At 72.0% G+C, this 18,501-nt stretch carries 18 protein-coding genes; 12 read left to right on the forward strand and 6 right to left on the reverse strand.

What is annotated here, in order from left to right; translation table 11 throughout:
• Nucleotides 1–125 precede the first annotated feature (125 nt).
• Both ABT041_RS14330 and ABT041_RS14335 read right to left on the reverse strand, forming a co-directional pair.
• A complete protein-coding gene (locus tag ABT041_RS14330; RefSeq protein WP_043219759.1) occupies nt 126–419 on the reverse strand; it encodes an MTH1187 family thiamine-binding protein in 294 nt (97 codons plus the stop codon).
• Nucleotides 416–760, reverse strand: coding sequence for a DUF3817 domain-containing protein (locus ABT041_RS14335; protein ID WP_351183790.1), 345 nt, complete (start codon nt 758–760; stop codon nt 416–418). The genes ABT041_RS14330 and ABT041_RS14335 overlap by 4 nt, the downstream gene beginning before the upstream one ends.
• Nucleotides 761–867: 107 nt before the next feature.
• Between ABT041_RS14335 and ABT041_RS14340 the strand changes: the two genes are divergently transcribed.
• The 4 genes from ABT041_RS14340 to ABT041_RS14355 all read left to right on the forward strand — a co-directional run bounded on the left by ABT041_RS14340 (nt 868) and on the right by ABT041_RS14355 (nt 3,544).
• Nucleotides 868–1,506 carry an AIM24 family protein gene (locus tag ABT041_RS14340; protein ID WP_351183792.1) on the forward strand — a complete coding sequence of 213 codons (639 nt, stop codon included), beginning with the start codon at nt 868–870 and terminating at the stop codon, nt 1,504–1,506.
• Nucleotides 1,506–2,156, forward strand: coding sequence for an AIM24 family protein (locus tag ABT041_RS14345; RefSeq protein WP_351183794.1), 651 nt, complete (start codon nt 1,506–1,508; stop codon nt 2,154–2,156). Before ABT041_RS14340 ends, ABT041_RS14345 begins: the two co-directional genes overlap by 1 nt.
• A 23-nt stretch (nt 2,157–2,179) precedes the next feature.
• Nucleotides 2,180–2,938, forward strand: coding sequence for an AIM24 family protein (locus tag ABT041_RS14350; protein WP_502976481.1), 759 nt, complete (start codon nt 2,180–2,182; stop codon nt 2,936–2,938).
• Between the two features lie 129 nt (nt 2,939–3,067).
• Nucleotides 3,068–3,544 (forward strand): MarR family winged helix-turn-helix transcriptional regulator, encoded by a 477-nt coding sequence (locus ABT041_RS14355; RefSeq protein ID WP_351183798.1) that lies wholly within the window; start codon nt 3,068–3,070, stop codon nt 3,542–3,544.
• 63 nt (nt 3,545–3,607) lie between these two features.
• Here the strand turns inward: ABT041_RS14355 and meaB are convergent, their stop codons facing one another.
• Together meaB and ABT041_RS14365 are read right to left on the reverse strand one after the other, a co-directional pair.
• A complete protein-coding gene (gene meaB, locus ABT041_RS14360) occupies nt 3,608–4,564 on the reverse strand; it encodes a methylmalonyl Co-A mutase-associated GTPase MeaB (RefSeq protein WP_351183800.1) in 957 nt (318 codons plus the stop codon).
• 24 nt (nt 4,565–4,588) lie between these two features.
• A complete protein-coding gene (locus ABT041_RS14365; RefSeq protein WP_351183802.1) occupies nt 4,589–5,791 on the reverse strand; it encodes an acetyl-CoA C-acetyltransferase in 1,203 nt (400 codons plus the stop codon).
• Between the two features lie 137 nt (nt 5,792–5,928).
• On the opposite strand from ABT041_RS14365, the gene mce reads away from it, so the two are divergent.
• The 7 genes from mce (at nt 5,929) to ABT041_RS14400 (ending at nt 16,304) form a co-directional block, all read left to right on the forward strand.
• A complete protein-coding gene (mce, locus tag ABT041_RS14370) occupies nt 5,929–6,381 on the forward strand; it encodes a methylmalonyl-CoA epimerase (protein ID WP_351183804.1) in 453 nt (150 codons plus the stop codon).
• Between the two features lie 215 nt (nt 6,382–6,596).
• Nucleotides 6,597–11,234, forward strand: a complete 4,638-nt coding sequence (scy, locus tag ABT041_RS14375; RefSeq protein WP_351183806.1) for a polarized growth protein Scy — start codon at nt 6,597–6,599, stop codon at nt 11,232–11,234.
• Nucleotides 11,235–11,348: 114 nt separating this feature from the next.
• Nucleotides 11,349–12,284, forward strand: a complete 936-nt coding sequence (locus ABT041_RS14380; protein ID WP_116158785.1) for a coiled-coil domain-containing protein — start codon at nt 11,349–11,351, stop codon at nt 12,282–12,284.
• Nucleotides 12,285–12,350: 66 nt separating this feature from the next.
• On the forward strand, nt 12,351–13,319 hold the full coding sequence (locus ABT041_RS14385) for an ABC transporter ATP-binding protein (RefSeq protein WP_351183809.1): 969 nt from the start codon (nt 12,351–12,353) through the stop codon (nt 13,317–13,319).
• 3 nt (nt 13,320–13,322) lie between these two features.
• Nucleotides 13,323–14,102 carry an ABC transporter permease gene (locus tag ABT041_RS14390; RefSeq protein ID WP_351183811.1) on the forward strand — a complete coding sequence of 260 codons (780 nt, stop codon included), beginning with the start codon at nt 13,323–13,325 and terminating at the stop codon, nt 14,100–14,102.
• A 145-nt stretch (nt 14,103–14,247) separates the two neighbouring features.
• Nucleotides 14,248–15,474 carry an ABC transporter ATP-binding protein gene (locus tag ABT041_RS14395; RefSeq protein ID WP_351183813.1) on the forward strand — a complete coding sequence of 409 codons (1,227 nt, stop codon included), beginning with the start codon at nt 14,248–14,250 and terminating at the stop codon, nt 15,472–15,474.
• Nucleotides 15,471–16,304: an ABC transporter permease gene (locus tag ABT041_RS14400; RefSeq protein WP_351183815.1), complete on the forward strand. Its 834-nt coding sequence runs from the start codon at nt 15,471–15,473 to the stop codon at nt 16,302–16,304. The genes ABT041_RS14395 and ABT041_RS14400 overlap by 4 nt, the downstream gene beginning before the upstream one ends.
• A gap of 15 nt (nt 16,305–16,319) precedes the next feature.
• Here ABT041_RS14400 and ABT041_RS14405 read toward each other — a convergent pair whose 3' ends face one another.
• Nucleotides 16,320–16,646, reverse strand: a complete 327-nt coding sequence (locus ABT041_RS14405; protein WP_351183817.1) for an Rv1322 family protein — start codon at nt 16,644–16,646, stop codon at nt 16,320–16,322.
• A 198-nt stretch (nt 16,647–16,844) separates the two neighbouring features.
• Between ABT041_RS14405 and ABT041_RS14410 the strand changes: the two genes are divergently transcribed.
• On the forward strand, nt 16,845–17,879 hold the full coding sequence (locus ABT041_RS14410; protein ID WP_351183819.1) for an LLM class flavin-dependent oxidoreductase: 1,035 nt from the start codon (nt 16,845–16,847) through the stop codon (nt 17,877–17,879).
• Between the two features lie 109 nt (nt 17,880–17,988).
• Here ABT041_RS14410 and ABT041_RS14415 read toward each other — a convergent pair whose 3' ends face one another.
• On the reverse strand, nt 17,989–18,381 hold the full coding sequence (locus ABT041_RS14415; protein ID WP_017236120.1) for an SCO5389 family protein: 393 nt from the start codon (nt 18,379–18,381) through the stop codon (nt 17,989–17,991).
• Nucleotides 18,382–18,501 lie beyond the last annotated feature (120 nt).

Raw genomic sequence — 18,501 nt, forward strand, 5'->3', positions numbered from 1 at the left:
ATTTTGAGCGACTGCTCAAAACTGCCTCGGGAGGGAAGGTAGCCGATTTTGAGCAGTCGCTCAACCGGAGGCACGAAGAAGCCCCCGGCCCTACGGAAGGGGCCAGGGGCTACGGGGATGCCAGGTCAGGCGCCGAGGTGGCGCTCCACCGTCTCGACCTTGGCGGTCAGGCCGTCCGTCACACCAGGACGGATGTCCGCCTTCAGGACGACCGAGACACGAGGCGCGCGCGCCTCGACGGCGGCGACCGCACGCTTCACGACGTCCATCACCTCGTCCCACTCGCCCTCGATCGACGTGAACATGGCATCGGTCCGGTTCGGGAGTCCGGACTCACGGACCACTCGGACCGCGTCGGCGACGTACTCGCCGACCTCCTCCCCCACACCGAGGGGGGTCACGGAGAACGCGACGATCACGCCTTCACCGCCTGCTCCGCGCGGGCGCGGGAGGCGATGACCGCGTCCTCGGCCTCGCGCTTCAGCTTCCGCTCGGCATAGAAGCCGCCGAAGGGCAGCACCGAGAGGACGAAGTAGAGGGCGGCCGTTCCGAAGCTCCACTTGGTGCGGTTCCAGGCGTCCAGCCAGAAGAGGACGTACAGGATGAAGAGGATGCCGTGGATCGCGCCCATGACCGGCACCGCGTTGAAGTCCGTCGTCCGCTTGAGCACCGAGCAGACCAGCAGGAGCAGGAACGACACGGCCTCCGGCGCGGAGACGAGCCGGAGCCGGTGGAGGGAGGAAGCGGTCTTGATGTCCACGGAGGGGGTCACCTTCGTTCGATCTTGTGAACGGATGCACAAGGGCCCGTCCATTGTGCACGCCGACTTTGCTGTCTCTTTAGCCGGGGGCCCAGTACCTTCCTCGGGTGGCAACGTTCCGACTCCAAGGCAGCAAAGTGCTCGCCGTCTCCATGTCCGGCGACGCCGTCAAGGCGAAGAACGGCTCGATGGTCGCCTACGACGGCCAGATGGCGTTCAAGAAGATGAGCGGTGGCGGTGAGGGCCTGCGCGGCATGGTGACCCGCCGGCTCACGGGTGAGCAGATGGAGGTGATGGAGGTCCGCGGCCAGGGGACCTGCTGGTTCGCCGACCGCGCCTCCGAGATCAACCTCGTGTCCCTGCACGGCGACAAGCTCTGGGTGGAGGCGAGCAATCTCCTCTGCACCGACGCGGGCCTGCGCACGGGCACCACCTTCACGGGCCTGCGCGGCGGCGCCACCGGCAACGGCCTCTTCACGACGACCGTCGAGGGCACCGGCCAGGCGGCGATCATGTCGGACGGTCCGGCGGTGGTGCTGCGGGTGACCCCGCAGTACCCGCTGCAGGTCGACCCCGGCGCGTACATCGCCCACCAGGGCAACCTCCAGCAGCACTTCCAGTCCGGGGTGACCTTCCGCACCCTCATGGGCGAGGGCGGCGGCGAGGCCTTCCAGATCCGCTTCGAGGGCGACGGGCTCGTGTACGTCCAGCCGAGCGAGCGGAACACGATCGGGGGCGATGTCTGATGCCGTTCCGCGAGATCAACTCGAAGATGGTCGAGGCGACCGTCGTCCCCGGGCAGCGGATGTTCAGCCAGCGCGGCGCGATGCTCGCGTACCGCGGCGACGTCAGTTTCACGCCGAACATGGCGGGCGGCCAGGGCGGCCTGATGTCGATGATCGGCCGCCGGGTGGCGGGCGAGGCGACGCCGCTGATGACGGTCGAGGGCAACGGCACGGTGATGTTCGGGCACGGCGGGCACCACATCCAGGTGATCACGCTGACGGGCGACACGCTGTACGTGGAGGCCGACCGGCTGCTCGCCTTCGACGGGACCCTGGAGCAGGGCACCATGTTCATGGGCTCGCAGGGCGGGGTCATGGGCATGGTCCGCGGCCAGGTGACCGGCCAGGGCCTGTTCACCACGACCCTCAAGGGCCACGGCTCGGTGGCCGTCATGGCGCACGGCGGTGTCATCCAGCTGCCGATCACGCCGGGCGGTCCGGTGCACGTCGACCCGCAGGCGTACGTGGCGCACTCCGGCGACGTGCGGAACAAGCTGTCCACGGCGCTCGGCTGGCGCGACATGGTGGGGCGCGGCTCGGGCGAGGCGTTCCAGCTGGAGCTGAGCGGCAACGGTGTGGTGTACGTGCAGGCCTCGGAGGAAAAGCTGTGACCGGTCCCGTGATCCACGATCCGATGACCCTGCCGTCGGACGACAACGTCAATCCGTACACCTTCTGCGTGGAGCTCAAGGGCTCCCAGTGGTTCCTGCAGAAGGGGAAGATGATCGCCTACTACGGGCGGATCGAGTTCAACGGCATCGGGCACGGCCGGTTCGACCGGCTGGTGCGGACGTCCTTCCACTCGCCGCTGCACGCGAGCGACTGGGTGGTCGCGGAGGGCAGCGGGAAGATGCTGCTCGCGGACCGGGCCTTCGACGTCAACTCGTACGACCTGGACGAGGGCAATCTGACGATCCGCTCGGGGAACCTGCTGGCCTACCAGCCGTCCCTGGCGCTGAAGCAGTCGATCGTGCCGGGCTTCGTGACGCTGATCGGCACGGGCAAGTTCGTGGCCGCGTCGAACGGGCCGGTGGTGTTCATGGAGCCGCCCATGCGGGTGGACCCGCAGGCGCTCGTCGGCTGGGCGGACTGCCCCTCGCCCTGTCACCATTACGACCACGGGTACATGACGGGCGTGATGGGCGGCGTCCGCGCGCTGACGGGGATCGGCGGCACCTCGGGCGAGGAGCACCAGTTCGAGTTCGTCGGCGCGGGTACGGTACTGCTCCAGTCGACGGAGCTGCTGATGCCCGAGCGGGCGATCGGCGCGCCGCCGGCGCAGGCGGGCGTGCCGGGCGGTCACGGGGTGCCGGGTTCCGGCCAGGGGCCGCTGGGTTCGGTACCGCGCCTTCCCGGCCAGCTCGGTGACCTCCAGCGTCGCTTCGGCCTGTAGCCGGTAGTCTGCGGAGTGTGACGTCCTCGAACGTCTGCGCCGGTGCCGAGGCCCGGATGCCCGACGCGGTGCCCGGCGTCACACCCCCCGACTTCGTCAAGTATTCAACTTCTTAGGTAGAATCCATATATGGAGACCGAGACGGCCACCCCCTGGCTCACCGACGGCGAGCAGTGCGCCTGGCGCACGTTCCTGGACGTCCAGAGAATGCTGACGTACCAGCTGGAGCGGGACCTCCAGCCCTTCGGCCTGACGATGAACGACTACGAGATCCTGGTGAACCTCTCGGAGTCGGCGGATCGGCGGCTGCGCATGAGCGACCTCGCCGCGGCCACCCTCCAGTCGAAGAGCCGGCTCTCGCACCAGATCACCCGCATGGAGAACGCCGGTCTCGTACGCCGCGAGAACTGCGAGTCCGACCGGCGCGGGCTCTACGCCGTCCTCACCGACGACGGCATGGAGACCATGCGCAAGGTCGCCCCGCACCACGTCGAGTCGGTGCGCAGGCACTTCATCGACCAGCTCAGCGGCGAGGCCCTCGACGACCTCCACGAGTCCCTGAAGCCGATCGCCGAGCAGCTCCGCGGCCGACGCGGCAAACCGTGACCTGACACAGATGCCAAGGGCCCCTCCGGTGACCGGAGGGGCCCTTGGCGTCCGTACCGGGGATCAGTTTCCGGTCAGGCTCGCCACCAGCTCGTCGGCGGCCGCGTACGGGTCGAGGGCGCCCGCCACGATCCGCTCGGCGAGGGCGTCGAGACGCCGGTCGCCGTGCAGGTCGCCGATGCGCTCGCGCAGGGCGGTGACCGCGATGGTCTCCACCTCGCGCGCGGCCCGGGCCCGGCGACGCTCCGCCAGGACCCCGTGCTCCTCCATCCAGGCGCGGTGCTTCTCCAGCGCCTCCACGACCTCGTCGATGCCCTCGGCGCGCGCCGCGACCGTCTTGACGATCGGCGGCCGCCAGTCGCCCGCGGCCCGCGCCTCGCCGAGGCCCAGCATGTGGTTGAGCTCCCGGGCGGTGGCGTCCGCGCCGTCCCGGTCGGCCTTGTTCACCACGTACACGTCGCCGATCTCCAGGATGCCCGCCTTGGCGGCCTGGATCCCGTCACCCATGCCCGGGGCGAGGAGCACCACCGAGGTGTCGGCCTGGGAGGCGATCTCCACCTCCGACTGCCCGACGCCGACGGTCTCCACGAGGATCACCTCGCAGCCGGCCGCGTCCAGCACGCGGATGGCCTGCGGGGCGGACCAGGCGAGGCCGCCCAGGTGGCCGCGGGTGGCCATGGAGCGGATGTAGACGCCCGGGTCGGAGGCGTGCTCCGACATCCGGACCCGGTCGCCCAGGAGCGCACCCCCGCTGAACGGCGAGGAGGGGTCGACCGCCAGGACGCCGACCCGCTTGCCCGCCCTGCGGTACGCGGAGACCAGCGCGGACGTCGACGTGGACTTGCCCACGCCCGGCGAGCCGGTCAGGCCCACCACGTACGCGCCGCCGGTGAGCGGCGCGAGCGCCGCCATCACCTCGCGCAGCTGCGGGGACGCCCCCTCCACGAGCGAGATCAGCCGGGCCACGGCCCGCGGCCTGCCCTCCCGAGCCTGGGCGACGAGTTCGGGGACGTCCACCATGTGCGCTGCTCCTTGACCGAAGGACTACTTGCCGGGGACCTTGACGATGAGCGCGTCGCCCTGGCCGCCGCCGCCGCACAGGGCCGCCGCGCCGACGCCGCCGCCGCGCCGCTTGAGCTCCAGGGCCAGGTGCAGCACCAGACGGGCGCCGGACATGCCGATCGGGTGGCCGAGCGCGATGGCGCCGCCGTTGACGTTCACCTTTTCGGGGGTGACGCCGAGGTCCTTCATGGACTGGTGCGAGACGGCGGCGAAGGCCTCGTTGATCTCGATCAGGTCGAGGTCGGCGACGTCCAGGCCCTCCTTCTTGAGGGCGTGCAGGATCGCGTTGGACGGCTGCGACTGGAGGGAGTTGTCCGGACCGGCCACGTTGCCGTGGGCGCCGATCTCGGCGATCCACTCCAGGCCCAGCTCCTGCGCCTTGGCCTTGCTCATCACGACCACGGCGGCGGCGCCGTCGGAGATCTGCGAGGCGGTGCCGGCGGTGATGGTGCCGTCCTTGGCGAAGGCCGGGCGGAGCTTGCCGAGGGACTCGACGGTGGTCTCCGCGCGGATGCCCTCGTCCTTGGAGAAGACGACCGGCTCGCCCTTGCGCTGCGGGATCTCGACCGGGGTGATCTCGGCCTCGAAGATGCCGTTCTTCTGGGCGGCGGCGGCGCGCTGGTGCGAGAGGGCGGCGAGCTCGTCCTGCACCTCGCGGCCGATGCCGAGGCGGGTGTTGTGCTTCTCCGTGGACTCGCCCATGGCGATGCCCTCGAAGGAGTCGGTGAGACCGTCGTACGCCATGGCGTCGAGCATCTCGATGGCGCCGTACTTGAAGCCCTCGCGGGACTTCGGCAGCAGGTGCGGGGCGTTCGTCATGGACTCCTGGCCACCGGCGACGACGATGTCGAACTCACCGGCGCGGATCAGCTGGTCGGCGAGCGCGATGGCGTCGAGACCCGACAGACACACCTTGTTGACGGTGAGCGCGGGGACGTTCATCGGGATGCCGGCCTTGACGGCGGCCTGGCGGGCGGGGATCTGCCCGGCGCCCGCCTGGAGCACCTGGCCCATGATCACGTACTGCACCTGGTCGCCGCCGATGCCGGCCCGGTCCAGGGCGGCCTTGATGGCGAAGCCGCCGAGGTCGGCGCCCGAGAAGGACTTGAGCGAGCCGAGCAGGCGACCCATGGGCGTGCGGGCGCCCGCGACGATCACTGAGGTGGTACCGGTCGTTCCAGACATGAGGCACGGCCCCTTGGGATGAGGAGTGAACGAGGGTTTACCGCCAATGTACTGAGCGGTGCGGCGCCGGGTCACCGGGCCGATGGTGTGATCGCGCGCACGTTGCGTAACCACCTTTCCGGCGGTGCACTGGATCCATGCTGACGCGTATCGACCACATCGGGATCGCCTGTTTCGACCTGGACAAGACCGTCGAGTTCTACCGTGCCACGTACGGTTTCGAGGTCTTCCACTCCGAGGTCAACGAGGAGCAGGGCGTCCGCGAGGCCATGCTCAAGATCAACGCCACGGACGACGGCGGGGCCTCCTACCTCCAGCTCCTGGAGCCGACCAGGGAGGACTCGGCGGTGGGCAAGTGGCTCGCCAAGAACGGCGAGGGCGTGCACCACATCGCCTTCGGCACGGCGGACGTCGACGGTGACGCCGCCGCCATCCGCGAGAAGGGCGTCCGGGTCCTCTACGACCAGCCGCGGATCGGTTCCATGGGCTCCCGCATCACCTTCCTCCACCCCAAGGACTGCCACGGCGTCCTCACGGAACTGGTCACCTCGGCCAAGCCGTCCGCTGACCACTCCTCAGCGGAGCACTGACCTCCGGATTCCTGGCCCGGTAGAGTGGGCGGCTCCGGGCCGGGGCAGGTCGGGGCCGCCTCCGTGCGGCGCCGAAGTCGGGATGTCGGGGTCGTCCGATCTGCCACGATTCCCCGGGGGTCCGTCCTCTGCCGTGAGGGCGTGCTCGTAGGAGTTGCGACCAGGGTTGGGGTCTCCCCTGCTCGAAGAGCTTCGGGGAAGGATGGGACCGCGCAGTGCGGGGCTACGAACGCCAGGAGAGCCACCGAGCTGAAGACGACCATCTCGCCAGGTTCGAAGCCGAGATGGACCGGCTGAAGACCGAACGCGAGAAGGCCGTCCAGCATGCCGAGGACCTGGGCTACCAGGTCGAGGTCTTGCGCGCCAAGCTCCACGAGGCGCGCCGCACCATCGCGTCCCGGCCCGCGTACGACAGCGCCGACATCGGCTACCAGGCCGAGCAGTTGCTGCGGAACGCGCAGGCGCAGGCCGAGCAGCTCCGCCAGGACGCCGAGCGCGAGCTGCGCGAGGCCCGCGCCCAGACCCAGCGCATCCTCCAGGAGCACGCCGAGCACCAGGCCAGGCTCCAGGCCGAGCTGCACAACGAGGCCGTCCAGCGCCGCCAGCAGCTCGACCAGGAGCTCAACGAGCGCCGCCAGACCGTCGAGGCGCACGTCAACGAGAACGTCGCCTGGGCCGAACAGCTGCGCGCCCGCACGGAGTCCCAGGCCCGCCGCCTGATGGAGGAGTCCCGCGCGGAGGCCGAGCAGGCGCTCGCCACCGCCCGCGCCGAGGCCACCCGGCTCGCCGAGGAGACCAGCCGCCGCGTCGGCGCCGAGGCCGAGTCCGCCCGTGCCGAGGCCGAAGCGATACTGCTGCGCGCCCGCAAGGACGCCGAGCGCCTCCTGACCGCCGCCTCCAGCCAGGCGCAGGAGGCCACCAGCCACGCCGAGCAGCTCCGCTCGACCACCGCCGCCGAGACCGACCAGGCCCGCCGCCAGGCCACCGAGCTCTCCCGCGCCGCCGAACAGCGCCTGCAGGAGGCCGAGGAGAAGCTCCGGCTCGCCCGCGCCGAGGCCGAGAAGGCCCTCACCGAGGCCAAGGAGACCGCCGCCAAGCAGCTGGCCTCCGCCGAGTCGGTCAACGAGCAGCGCACCCGCACCGCCAAGACGGAGATCGCCCGCCTCGTCGGCGAGGCCACCAAGGAGGCCGAGGCGCTCAAGGCCGAGGCCGAGGAGAAGCTCCGCGAGGCGACCGCCCAGGCGGAGAAGCTCGTCACCGAGGCCTCCGAGAAGGCCGTCACGGCCGCCGCCGAGGACTCCGCCGCCGCCCTCGCCAAGGCCGCCCGCAGCGCCGAGGAGATCCTCACCAAGGCCTCCGAGGACGCCCGCGAGACCACGCGCAAGGCCGCCGAGGAGGCCGAGCGGGTCCGCCGCGAGGCCGAGACCGAGGCGGACCGGCTGCGGGCCGAGGCCGGCGAGCAGGCCGACGAACTGCTCGGCTCGGCGAAGGACGACACCAAGGAGTACCGCGCCAAGACGGTCGAGCTCCAGGAGGAGGCCCGCCGGCTGCGCGGCGAGGCCGAGCAGCTGCGCGCCGAGGCCATCGACGAGGGCGAGCGGATCCGCTCCGAGGCCCGCCGCGAGGCCCTCCAGCAGATCGAGGAGGCGGCCAGGACCGCCGAGGAGCTCCTCACCAAGGCCCGTACGGACGCCGAGGAGCAGCGCACCAAGGCCGGCGCCGAGAGCGAGCGGGTCAAGTCGGAGGCGATGGAGCGCGCCCAGACGCTCCGCACCCAGGCCGAGGAGACCCTGGAGCGGACCCGCGCCGAGGCCGAGCGGCTGCGCGCCGAGGCCGAGGAGCAGGCCGACGCGGTGAAGGCCGCGGCCGAGGAGGCCGCCGCCGGGCTGCGCGCGGACGCCGAGCGCGCCGCGGAGGCGCGCCGCGCGGAGGCCGCCGAGGAGCTGACCCGGCTGCACACCGACGCCGAGGCGAAGGTCGCGGCCGCCGGGGAGGAGCTCAGCGACGCGCGGGCCGAGGGCGAGCGGATCCGGCGCGAGGCCGCCGAGGAGACCGAGCGGCTGCGGACGGAGGCCGCCGAGCGGATCCGTACGCTCCAGGAACAGGCCGAGCAGGAGGCCGAGCGGCTGCGCGCCGAGGCCTCGGCGGACGCGTCCACGACCCGTAGCGAGGCCGAGTCCGCGGCGGTACGGCTGCGCACGGAGGCGTCCGAGGAGGCCGAGCGGCTGAAGTCGGAGGCCCAGGAGGCCGCCGACCGGATGCGGGCCGAGGCCGGCGCCGCCGCCGAGCGGGTCGCCGCCGAGGCCGCCGAGGCGCTCGCCGCCGCGCAGGAGGAGGCCGTCCGGCGCCGCCGGGAGGCCGAGGAGACTTTGGAGTCGGCCCGTTCCGAGGCCGGCCGGGAGCGCGAGCACGCCCGGGAGCAGTCCGAGGAGCTCCTCGCCGCCGCCCGCAAGCGCGTCGAGGACGCGCAGGCCGAGGCGCAGCGCCTGGTCGAGGAGGCGGACGCGCGGGCGACCGAGATGGTCACCGCCGCCGAACAGACCGCGCAGGAGGTGCGGGACTCGGTGGCCGGTCTGCGCGAGCAGGCCGAGGAGGAGATCGCCGGGCTGCGCTCCGCCGCGGAGCACGCGGCCGAGCGGACCCGGACCGAGGCGCAGGAGGAGGCGGACCGGGTCCGCGCCGACGCGTACGAGGAGCGGGAGCGGGCGTCCGAGGACGCCGTCCGCACGCGGGCGCGTGCCCAGGAGGAGTCGGAGGCCGCGAAGGCGCTGGCGGAGCGGACGGTCACGGACGCGCTCGCCGAGGCGGAGAAGCTGCGGGCGGACACCGCCGAGTACGCGCAGCGGGTACGGACCGAGGCGACGGACTCGCTGGCCGCGGCCGAGCAGGACGCGGCGCGCACCCGGGCGGACGCCCGGGAGGACGCGAACCGGATCCGTTCGGAGGCCGCCGAGCGCGCCGAGGCGACGGTCGGCGAGGCGCGTGCAGAGGCCGAGCGTATCGGCGCCGAGGCGGAGCAGGTCCTGGACGAGGCCCGGCAGGCCGCGGACAAGCGGCGTGCGGACGCGGCCGAGCAGGCCGACACCCTCATCGGCGAGGCGACGGCGGAGGCCGAGCGACTCACCACCGAGGCCGCCGCGCTGCGCGCCGAGGCGGAGCGGATCAAGGCGGACGGCGAGGCGCAGGCCGAGGCGCTGCGGGCGGAGGCCCGCGCCGAGGGCGAGCACGTCCTCGACGAGGCCCGCAAGGCCGCCGACAAGCGCCGCACGGACGCCGCCGAGCAGGCCGACACCCTCATCGGCGAGGCGACCGCCGAGGCCGAGCGGCTCACCGCCGAGGCGGTCGAGCTCATGGAGACGGCCGAGCAGGACGCCGCGCGTCTGCGGGCCGAGGCCGAACAGGTCAAGGCCGAGGGCGAGGCGCAGGCCGAGGCGCTGCGGGCGGAGGCCCGCGCCGAGGGCGAGCTGGTCCTCGACGAGGCCCGCAAGGCCGCCGACAAGCGCCGCACGGACGCCGCCGAGCAGGCCGACACCCTCATCGGCGAGGCGACCGCCGAGGCCGAGCGGATCGCGGCCGAGGCAGCCGAGCTGCGCGAGACGACCGAGCAGGACTCCCAGCGGCTGCGCGCGGAGGCCGAGCAGGTCAAGGCCGACGGCGAGGCGCACGCGCAGGCCCTGCGCAATGCCGCGCTGGCCGACGCCGACCAGATCCTGGACGAGGCCCGCAAGGCCGCCGACAAGCGCCGCACGGACGCCGCCGAGCAGGCCGACACCCTCGTCGGCGAGGCGACCGCCGAGGCCGAGCGGATCGTGAACGAGGCGTCCGAGCTGGCCGATTCGGTCGGCGCCGACGCCCGCGCCGAGGCCGGCCGTACGGTCGCCGCGGCCGCGGAGGAGGCCGAGCGGCTGCGGGCCGAGGGCGCCGAGGCGATCGCCGAGGCCCTGCGGGACGCCGAGCGGATCCGTACCGAGTCGGAGCGGGTGAAGGCCGACGCGGCGGCCGCGGGCGAGCAGATGCGCGCGGAGGCCCGCGAGGAGGCCGACCGGACCCTCGACGAGGCCCGCGAGGCCGGGGCGCGGAAGCGTTCGGACGCGGCCGAGCAGGCCGACCAGCTCGTCGCCAAGGCCCAGGAGGAGGCGCTGCGCGCCACCACGGAGGCCGAGTCGCAGGCGGACACGATGGTCGGCGCGGCCCGCAAGGAGGCCGAGCGGATCGTGGCCGAGGCGACCGTCGAGGGCAACTCGCTGGTGGAGAAGGCCCGCACGGACGCGGACGAGCTCCTGGTCGGGGCGCGCAGCGACGCGACGGCCATAAGGGAGCGGGCCGAGGAGCTGCGGGGCCGGATCGAGGGCGAGATCGAGGAGCTGCACGAGCGGGCGCGGCGCGAGACGGCCGAGCAGATGAAGACGGCCGGCGAGCGCGTCGACAAGCTGGTGAAGGCGGCCGAGGAGCAGCGCGCCGAGGCGGAGGAGAAGGCGAAGGAGCTGGTCTCCGAGGCGAGTTCGGAGGCGAGCAAGGTCCGCATCGCGGCGGTCCGCAAGGCGGACACGCTCCTGAAGGAGGCCGAGCAGAAGAAGGCCTCGCTGATCGCGGAGGCCGAGGCCATCAAGGCGGAGGCGGAGCGGATCCGCGCGGAGGCCGCGGCCGAGGCCGAGAAGACCGTCGCGGAGGGTCAGCGCGAGCTGGAGCTGCTGACACGGCGTCGCAAGGACATCAATGCGGAGATCTCCCGTGTCCAGGACGTCCTGGAGGCGTTGGAGTCTTTCGAGACGCCGTCCTCCGGAAAGGACGGGGTCAAGGCGGGTGCGTCGGCGGGGTCCACTCGTACGGGTGGCAAGTCCCAGGACGGCTAGCCACTCAAAAGGCTGGACATTCTCCAGATCAAACGGGCATACGCTCGATGACACGCCGCTTCGGCCCCTAGGATTCCCTCTAACACCTCACCGGTCTCATTCGACAGGAACCCCATGAGCGACACTTCCTCCCCCTTCGGCTTCGAGCTCGTGCGGCGCGGTTACGACCGCGGTCAGGTGGACGACCGCATTACCAAGCTCGTGGCCGACCGCGACAGCGCCCTGTCCCGCATCACCTCCCTGGAGAAGCGCATCGAGGAGCTCCACCTCGAGACGCAGAACGCCCAGGCGCAGGTCACCGACGCCGAGCCGTCGTACGCGGGACTCGGCGCCCGGGTCGAGAAGATCCTCCGGCTCGCCGAGGAGGAGGCGAAGGACCTGCGTGAGGAGGCCCGTCGCGCCGCCGAGCAGCACCGCGAGCTCGCCGAGTCGGCCGCCCAGCAGGTGCGCAACGACGCGGAGTCCTTCGCGGCCGAGCGCAAGGCGAAGGCCGAGGACGAGGGCGTCCGGATCGTCGAGAAGGCGCAGGGCGAGGCCAACTCGCTGCGTGCCGAGGCGCAGAAGGACGCGCAGTCGAAGCGCGAGGAGGCGGACGCCCTCTTCGAGGAGACCCGCGCCAAGGCCGCCCAGGCCGCCGCGGACTTCGAGACGAACCTGGCGAAGCGCCGCGAGCAGTCGGAGCGGGACCTGGCCTCGCGTCAGGCCAAGGCCGAGAAGCGCCTCGCGGAGATCGAGCACCGCGCCGAGCAGCTCCGCCTGGAGGCCGAGAAGCTGCGCACGGACGCGGAGCGCCGGGCCCGTCAGACGGTGGAGACCGCGCAGCGCCAGGCCGAGGACATCGTGGCCGACGCGAACGCCAAGGCCGACCGGATCCGTTCGGAATCGGAGCGCGAGCTCGCGGCGCTGACGAACCGCCGCGACTCCATCAACGCGCAGCTGACCAACGTCCGCGAGATGCTGGCGACGCTGACCGGTGCCGCGGTGGCCGCGGCCGGCTCGCCGATCGACGACGAGCGCACGGCCGGCGTCCCGGCCCAGCAGTCCCGGTAACGAGTACGACGCTCCCCCCCGTCATTCCGGTGGCGGGGGGTTTTGCGTGCCCGTAGGTTGGTGCGCATGATCGAGCTTGAGGGCCTGACGAAGAGGTACGGGACGAAGACCGCGGTCGACCATCTCTCCTTCCAGGTCCGCCCCGGCGTGGTCACCGGCTTCCTCGGGCCGAACGGGGCGGGCAAGTCGACGACGATGCGGATGATGCTGGACCTGGACAACCCGACGAGCGGGACGGTCCGGATCGACGGCAAGCACTACCGGGACCTGGCCGAGCCGCTGAAGTACATCGGGGCGCTGCTCGACGCCAAGGCGATGCACGGCGGCCGCTCCGCGTACAACAACCTGCTGTGTCTGGCGCAGTCGAACCGCATCCCGGCGAGCCGGGTGGGCGAGGTGCTCGACCTGGTGGGTCTGACGCCGGTCGCGAAGAAGAAGTCGAAGGGTTTCTCCCTCGGCATGGGCCAGCGGCTCGGCATCGCGTCCGCGCTCCTCGGTGATCCCGAGATCCTGATGTTCGACGAACCCGTCAATGGTCTGGACCCCGAGGGAATTCACTGGATCCGCAATCTGATGAAGGCGTTGGCGGCCGAGGGCCGGACGATCTTCGTTTCCAGTCATCTGATGAGCGAAATGGCGCTGACCGCCGATCACTTGATCGTGATCGGGCAGGGAAAACTGCTGGCCGACACGTCGATGGCGGATTTCATCCAGCAGAATTCCAGGAGTTATGTGCGGATGCGCTCCCCGCAGCAGGAACGACTGCGGGACGTGCTCCACGCCAACGGTCTTGTCGTGATCGAGGCGGGCAACGGGACGCTCGAGGTGGACGGGGCGACCACCGAGAAGCTGGGCGAGCTGGCGGCGGAGAACGGGCTGGTGCTGCACGAGCTGAGCTCCCAGCGCGCCTCCCTGGAAGAAGCGTTCATGCAGATGACGGCCGGCGCGGTGGAGTACCACGCGCACGGCACCGACGTACACAGCGGCGCCGCGGCGCCCGGCCCCCAGTGGGGCACGACCTCCGAGGGAGCCTGAACGATGGCAGCGGCAACCGCGGTCCTGCAGTCCGAGTGGACCAAGATCCGGACGGTGTCGTCGACCGTCTGGACGCTCGCGAGCGCCCTCCTCGTCACGGTGGCGATGAGCGCGGCGCTGTGCGCCCTCTTCAAGTCGACGTTCGACGATCTCAGCGAGGTGGAGCGGGCCACCTTCGACCCGACGTTCGCCAGCTTCTCCGGGATGATCCTCGGCCAGCTGGCGATGGTGGTCTTCGGCGTCCTGGTGGTGGGGACCGAGTACTCCTCGGGCATGATCCGCACCTCGCTGGCCGCCGTGCCGCAGCGCGCGACCTTCCTCTTCTCGAAGATCGCGGTGGCCGGGGGGCTCGCCCTGGTCGTGGGCCTGGCGACCAGCTTCCTCTCCTTCTTCCTCGGCCAGGCGCTGCTCGGCGAGCACCGCACCACCCTCGGCGCGGACAACGTGCTGCGCGCGGTGGTCGGCGGCGGTCTCTACATGGGCCTGATCGCGATCTTCTCGATGGGCGTGGCGACGATGCTCCGCTCCTCGATGCTGTCGCTCGGCATCCTGGTGCCGTTCTTCTTCCTGATCTCGCAGATCCTGTCGGCGGTCCCGAAGGCCAAGGAGGTCGCCCAGTACTTCCCCGACCAGGCCGGCTCCAAGATCATGCAGGTGGTGCCGGACGCGATGGGCCAGGAGAAGGCGCCGTACGGGCCCTGGGGCGGGCTCGGGATCATGCTGCTCTGGGTGGTGGCCTCGCTGCTCGGCGGATACCTGGTGCTGAAGGAGCGGGACGCCTGATCCCGCGGTCCGTACGGGAGGATCACGGTTCCGCTTCGGCGGAACCGTCAACGGCTGGATAAGCTCCTAGCTCATACGGGGGGCTCCGGCCGACGGCCGCCACGCCCCGACATGGATGCCACCGACCTGTCGATGGGGCTGGAGAATGATCGAGGCAGTCGGCCTGACGAAGCGCTACGGCGCCAAGACGGCCGTGTACAACCTTTCCTTCCAGGTGAGGCCCGGCGTCGTCACCGGGTTCCTGGGGCCCAACGGCTCCGGCAAGTCGACGACGATGCGCATGATCCTGGGTCTCGACCGGCCCACCTCGGGTCATGTCACGATCGGCGGCCACCCGTTCCGGCAGCTGCCGAACGCGCCGCGCCAGGTCGGCGCGCTCCTCGACGCCAAGGCCGTGCACGGCGGCCGGAGCGCGCGGAGCCATCTGCTGTCGCTCGCCCAGCTCGCCGGCATCCCGGCGCAGCGCGTCGACGAGGTCCTCGGCGTGGTCGGCCTCCAGGACGTCGCCAAGCGGCGCTCGAAGGGCTTCTCGCTCGGCATGGGCCAGCGGCTCGGCATCGCGGCGGCCCTCCTCGGCGACCCGCAGGTGCTGCTCTTCGACGAGCCGGTCAACGGTCTGGACCCCGAGGGCATCCTCTGGGTGCGGAACCTGATGAAGAAGCTGGCCGCCGAGGGCCGCACGGTCTTCGTCTCCAGCCACCTCATGAGCGAGATGGCGCTGACCGCCGACCACCTGATCGTGATCGGCCGGGGGCAGCTGCTCGCGGACATGAGCGTCACGGACTTCATCTCGGCGAACTCCGCCGACTTCGCCCGGGTGCGGACCCCGGCCACCGAGCCGGCCCAGCGGGAGAAGCTGAGCTCGGTGCTCATGGAGGCCGGCGGCCAGGTGCTGTCCGAGCCGGACGGCGCGCTGCGCGTCACCGGCCTGCCGCTGCCGCGGATCAGCGACCTCGCGCACGGGGCGGACGTACGGCTCTGGGAGCTGTCCCCGCACCAGGCCTCCCTGGAGGAGGCGTACATGCGGCTGACGCAGGGCGCCGTGGACTACCGCTCCACCGACGACCGGCTCGCCCACCTCCAGCCGCCGCTCCAGCCGGGGCAGCCGGGGTACGGCATGCCGCCGCAGCAGCCGGTCCCGGACGTGCCGCAGCAGGGCTGGTACGCCCCGCCGCCGCCCGGACAGAACCCGTACGGCGGGGCTCCGCAGGGCGCCGCGCCGGGCCCGTACGCCGCCCCGCCGGCCGCCGCCCCCGGGCCGTACGCCGCACCCGCCGCCCCGCAGGCCCCCGCCCCCGGTCCGTACGCCGCTCCGGCCGCTCCGCAGCCGGGCCTCCCGCAGCCGAGCGACACCCCGAAGGACGCCCGATGACCGCCCCCGCCCCGCACCACGCCCCGGCGCCGCACGCCTACGTCTCCCCCATCCCGGTCCGCGCCGCGCACCTCGGTGACGCGCTCGCCTCCGAGTGGACGAAGATCCGCTCGGTGCGTTCGACGATGTGGACGCTGGGGGTGATGATCCTGCTGATGGTCGGCATCGGGCTCGGTGTCGCCGCCATCGCCGCCGCCTCCGAGGCCCCGATGGGCGAGGAGTCGGCGCTCAGCTTCGGCTTCTTCGGGATGCTGCCGGCCTCGATCTGCGTGATCACGCTCGGCGTCCTGACGATCGCCTCCGAGTACGGCACGGGCATGATCCGTACGACCCTGACGGCCTGCCCGAGCCGGGCCCGGGTGCTGACGGCGAAGGCGATCGTCTTCTTCCTGCTGGTCTTCTCGATCGCCGTGGTGGTCACGGGGCTCGTCGCAGCGGCCCAGGTCGGCATGGTGGACGCGGCCGAGCCCACGACCGGGGAATGGCTGCGGTCGACGGTGGGAGCGGCCGCCTACCTGGCGACGCTCGGGCTGCTCTCGATGGCGATCGGCACGCTCATCCGGCACTCGGCGGGCGCGATCACGGTGATGATCGGTCTGCTGCTGCTCCCGCTCGTCGCCGCCATGTTCATGTTCTCGGAGGCGCTCACGTCGGTGCGGGAGTTCCTGCTGACGTACGCGATCCCCTCGCAGATGATCGTGCTCTACAGCACCCACCCGCCGTTCGGCGAGGACGGTCCCTCGGGCTGGGAGCCGCTGTTCATCCTGCTCGGCGTCACGGCCGCCGCGTTCGCCGGCGCCTTCGGAGTGCTGAACAGCCGCGACGTGTGAGCCAGGACCTGTGAGCTAGTACCTCGGCGCGTTACGGGACCGCTGCACCCTGCTGGTGCGGCGGTCCTTCGCGTTCCAGCAGGCCTTGTGCCAGTGCCGGCGGTCGTCGACGCCGCCCCACTCCGGCCAGGCCACCACGTGCGGGGCGCCGGACGGGATCTCCTGGTCGCAGCCCGGGCAGCGGTAGCGCTTGCCGGGGGCGCTCGCTCCGGCGACGAGCCGGACGTACCACTCCTCGCCCTGCCAGGTCTCGGTGCGCTGCGCGCCGCCGTACCGGTCGCCGTGGTCGCCCTGCTGCGCGGGCTTCTCGCCGCCTCGGGAACGGTTGTGACGCGGGGACACGGGCACACCTCACGGGGTCTGGGAACACGGACCGTTCCCTCCAGCCTACGGGCCGCCACCCGGTGCCCCGGGCCCCGTCCGGGACGGCTTAGCCGAAAATCGCAAGAACTTCATGAACGGCCGTTGCCTTTGGCACGTGTCAGACGTTGGTGCCAGTGCGAGGGGAGATACGCGTCGGCCGCAAGGAGGCAGAAGGCGATGCGCGTGGGTACGTTCGTTCTGGCAGCCCAGTTCCCGGGCCAGGGCCAGGGAGAGGCGCTGCACCGTGCGGTGCGGACCGCCGAGGTCGCCGAGGAGGCGGGGCTCGACTCCGTCTGGCTCGCCGAGCACCACTTCGTGCCGTACGGGGTGTGCCCCTCGGCCGTGACGCTGGCTGCGCTGCTCCTCGGCCGCACCCGGCGGCTCCGGGTCGGCACGGCGGTGAGCGTGCTGCCGACCGTCCACCCGGTCGCCCTCGGCGAGCAGGCGGCGCTGCTGCACCTCACCTCGGGCGGCAGGTTCACCCTCGGGGTGGGCCGGGGCGGGCCCTGGGTCGACCTGGAGGTGTTCGGCGCGGGGCTGGAGGCGTACGAGAAGGGGTTCCCCGCATCGCTCGACCTGCTGCTGCGCTGGCTCACCGAGCCGCGCGTCGGCGCCGAGGGGGAACGATTCGCTTTCCGTGAGGTGCCGGTGGTGCCCCGCCCCGGCGAGCTGATCGGCGGCGCCGCCTCCCCCGAGGTGGTGGTGGCCTGCACCTCGCCGAAGAGCGTGAAGCTCGCGGCGGAGCGCGGACTGCCGATGCTGCTCGGCATGCACTGCGGCGACGAGGACAAGGCGGAGATGGTCGCGGCCTGGGCGCGGTGCGCGCGGGAGGCCGGGCGGGACCCCGACGAGATCGCGCGGATCGGCGCCGGCCACGTCTCGGCGGGCGTCGCCCAGCTCGCGGACCGGGAGGCGGACGCGGCGGAGGCGCTGGTGAAGGCGATGCCGGGCTGGCTGAGGCAGGGGCTCGACGCGCATGTGACGGTGGACGGCCGGCACCGGGCGATGCGCGACCCCGTGGCGTACACGGAGCTGCTGTGCGGGCTGCACCCGGTGGGCACGCCCCGGCGCGCGGCGGACCGGCTCGCGGCGACCGCGGAGCGTACGGGCATCACGCGCTTCGCCCTGCTCGCGGAGGGCTCGGGCGACCTCGCGGCGACCGAGGAGAACGTCCGGCGGCTGGGCGCGGAGGTCCTGCCGCTCCTGGTGTGAGGGGGAACACGTCCGGGACTGTGCTGCCGCTCCTGCACCTTTCGGCGGCGACGCGCGTCGGCGCGCATCGTTCGCCTTCTCCCGCGATGCGGAGCGGCAGCACCATGTCTCAGCAGTCGCGCAGTTCCGGCGACTGGTTCAGCAGCTGTCCCCGTACGGACGTGAAGCGGGCGAGCCGCTCGTCCACCGCCGGGTCCAGCGGGAAGACCGCCACGCGGTGGCAGTTCTGGAAGGCGAGACGCACCCCGAAATGCCGCTGCAGCGCACCACGAATGGCATCGCTCGCGAGCGCGCGCAGCAGCTGACCACGTGCCTGCTCATTCGGCGGCGGCGTCTGGTTGTCGGCGAACTCTCCGCCGTCGACCTTCAGCTGTGCCACCAGAGAACTGATCATCTCCCATGCGTAGGGCAGGGAGGTCCGGACGCAGTCGACGAAGTCGGCTTCGTCGACCTCGCCTCGCTCGGCCTGTTCCAACAGTGCCGGTGAGACGTCGAGCGACATGGGTTCTCCTCTCGCGACCCCGCGGACGGGGTCTTGCGGGCAGGGGCGAAGGCCGGGCCGTGCGCCACGCAGCGTGCACGGACGACGACCTCCAGCTTCCACGGTAAGCGCGCGGTCCGG

The sequence above is a fragment of the Streptomyces sp. NPDC002825 genome (assembly GCF_040295385.1).
In the GTDB taxonomy this organism is placed as follows: domain Bacteria; phylum Actinomycetota; class Actinomycetes; order Streptomycetales; family Streptomycetaceae; genus Streptomyces.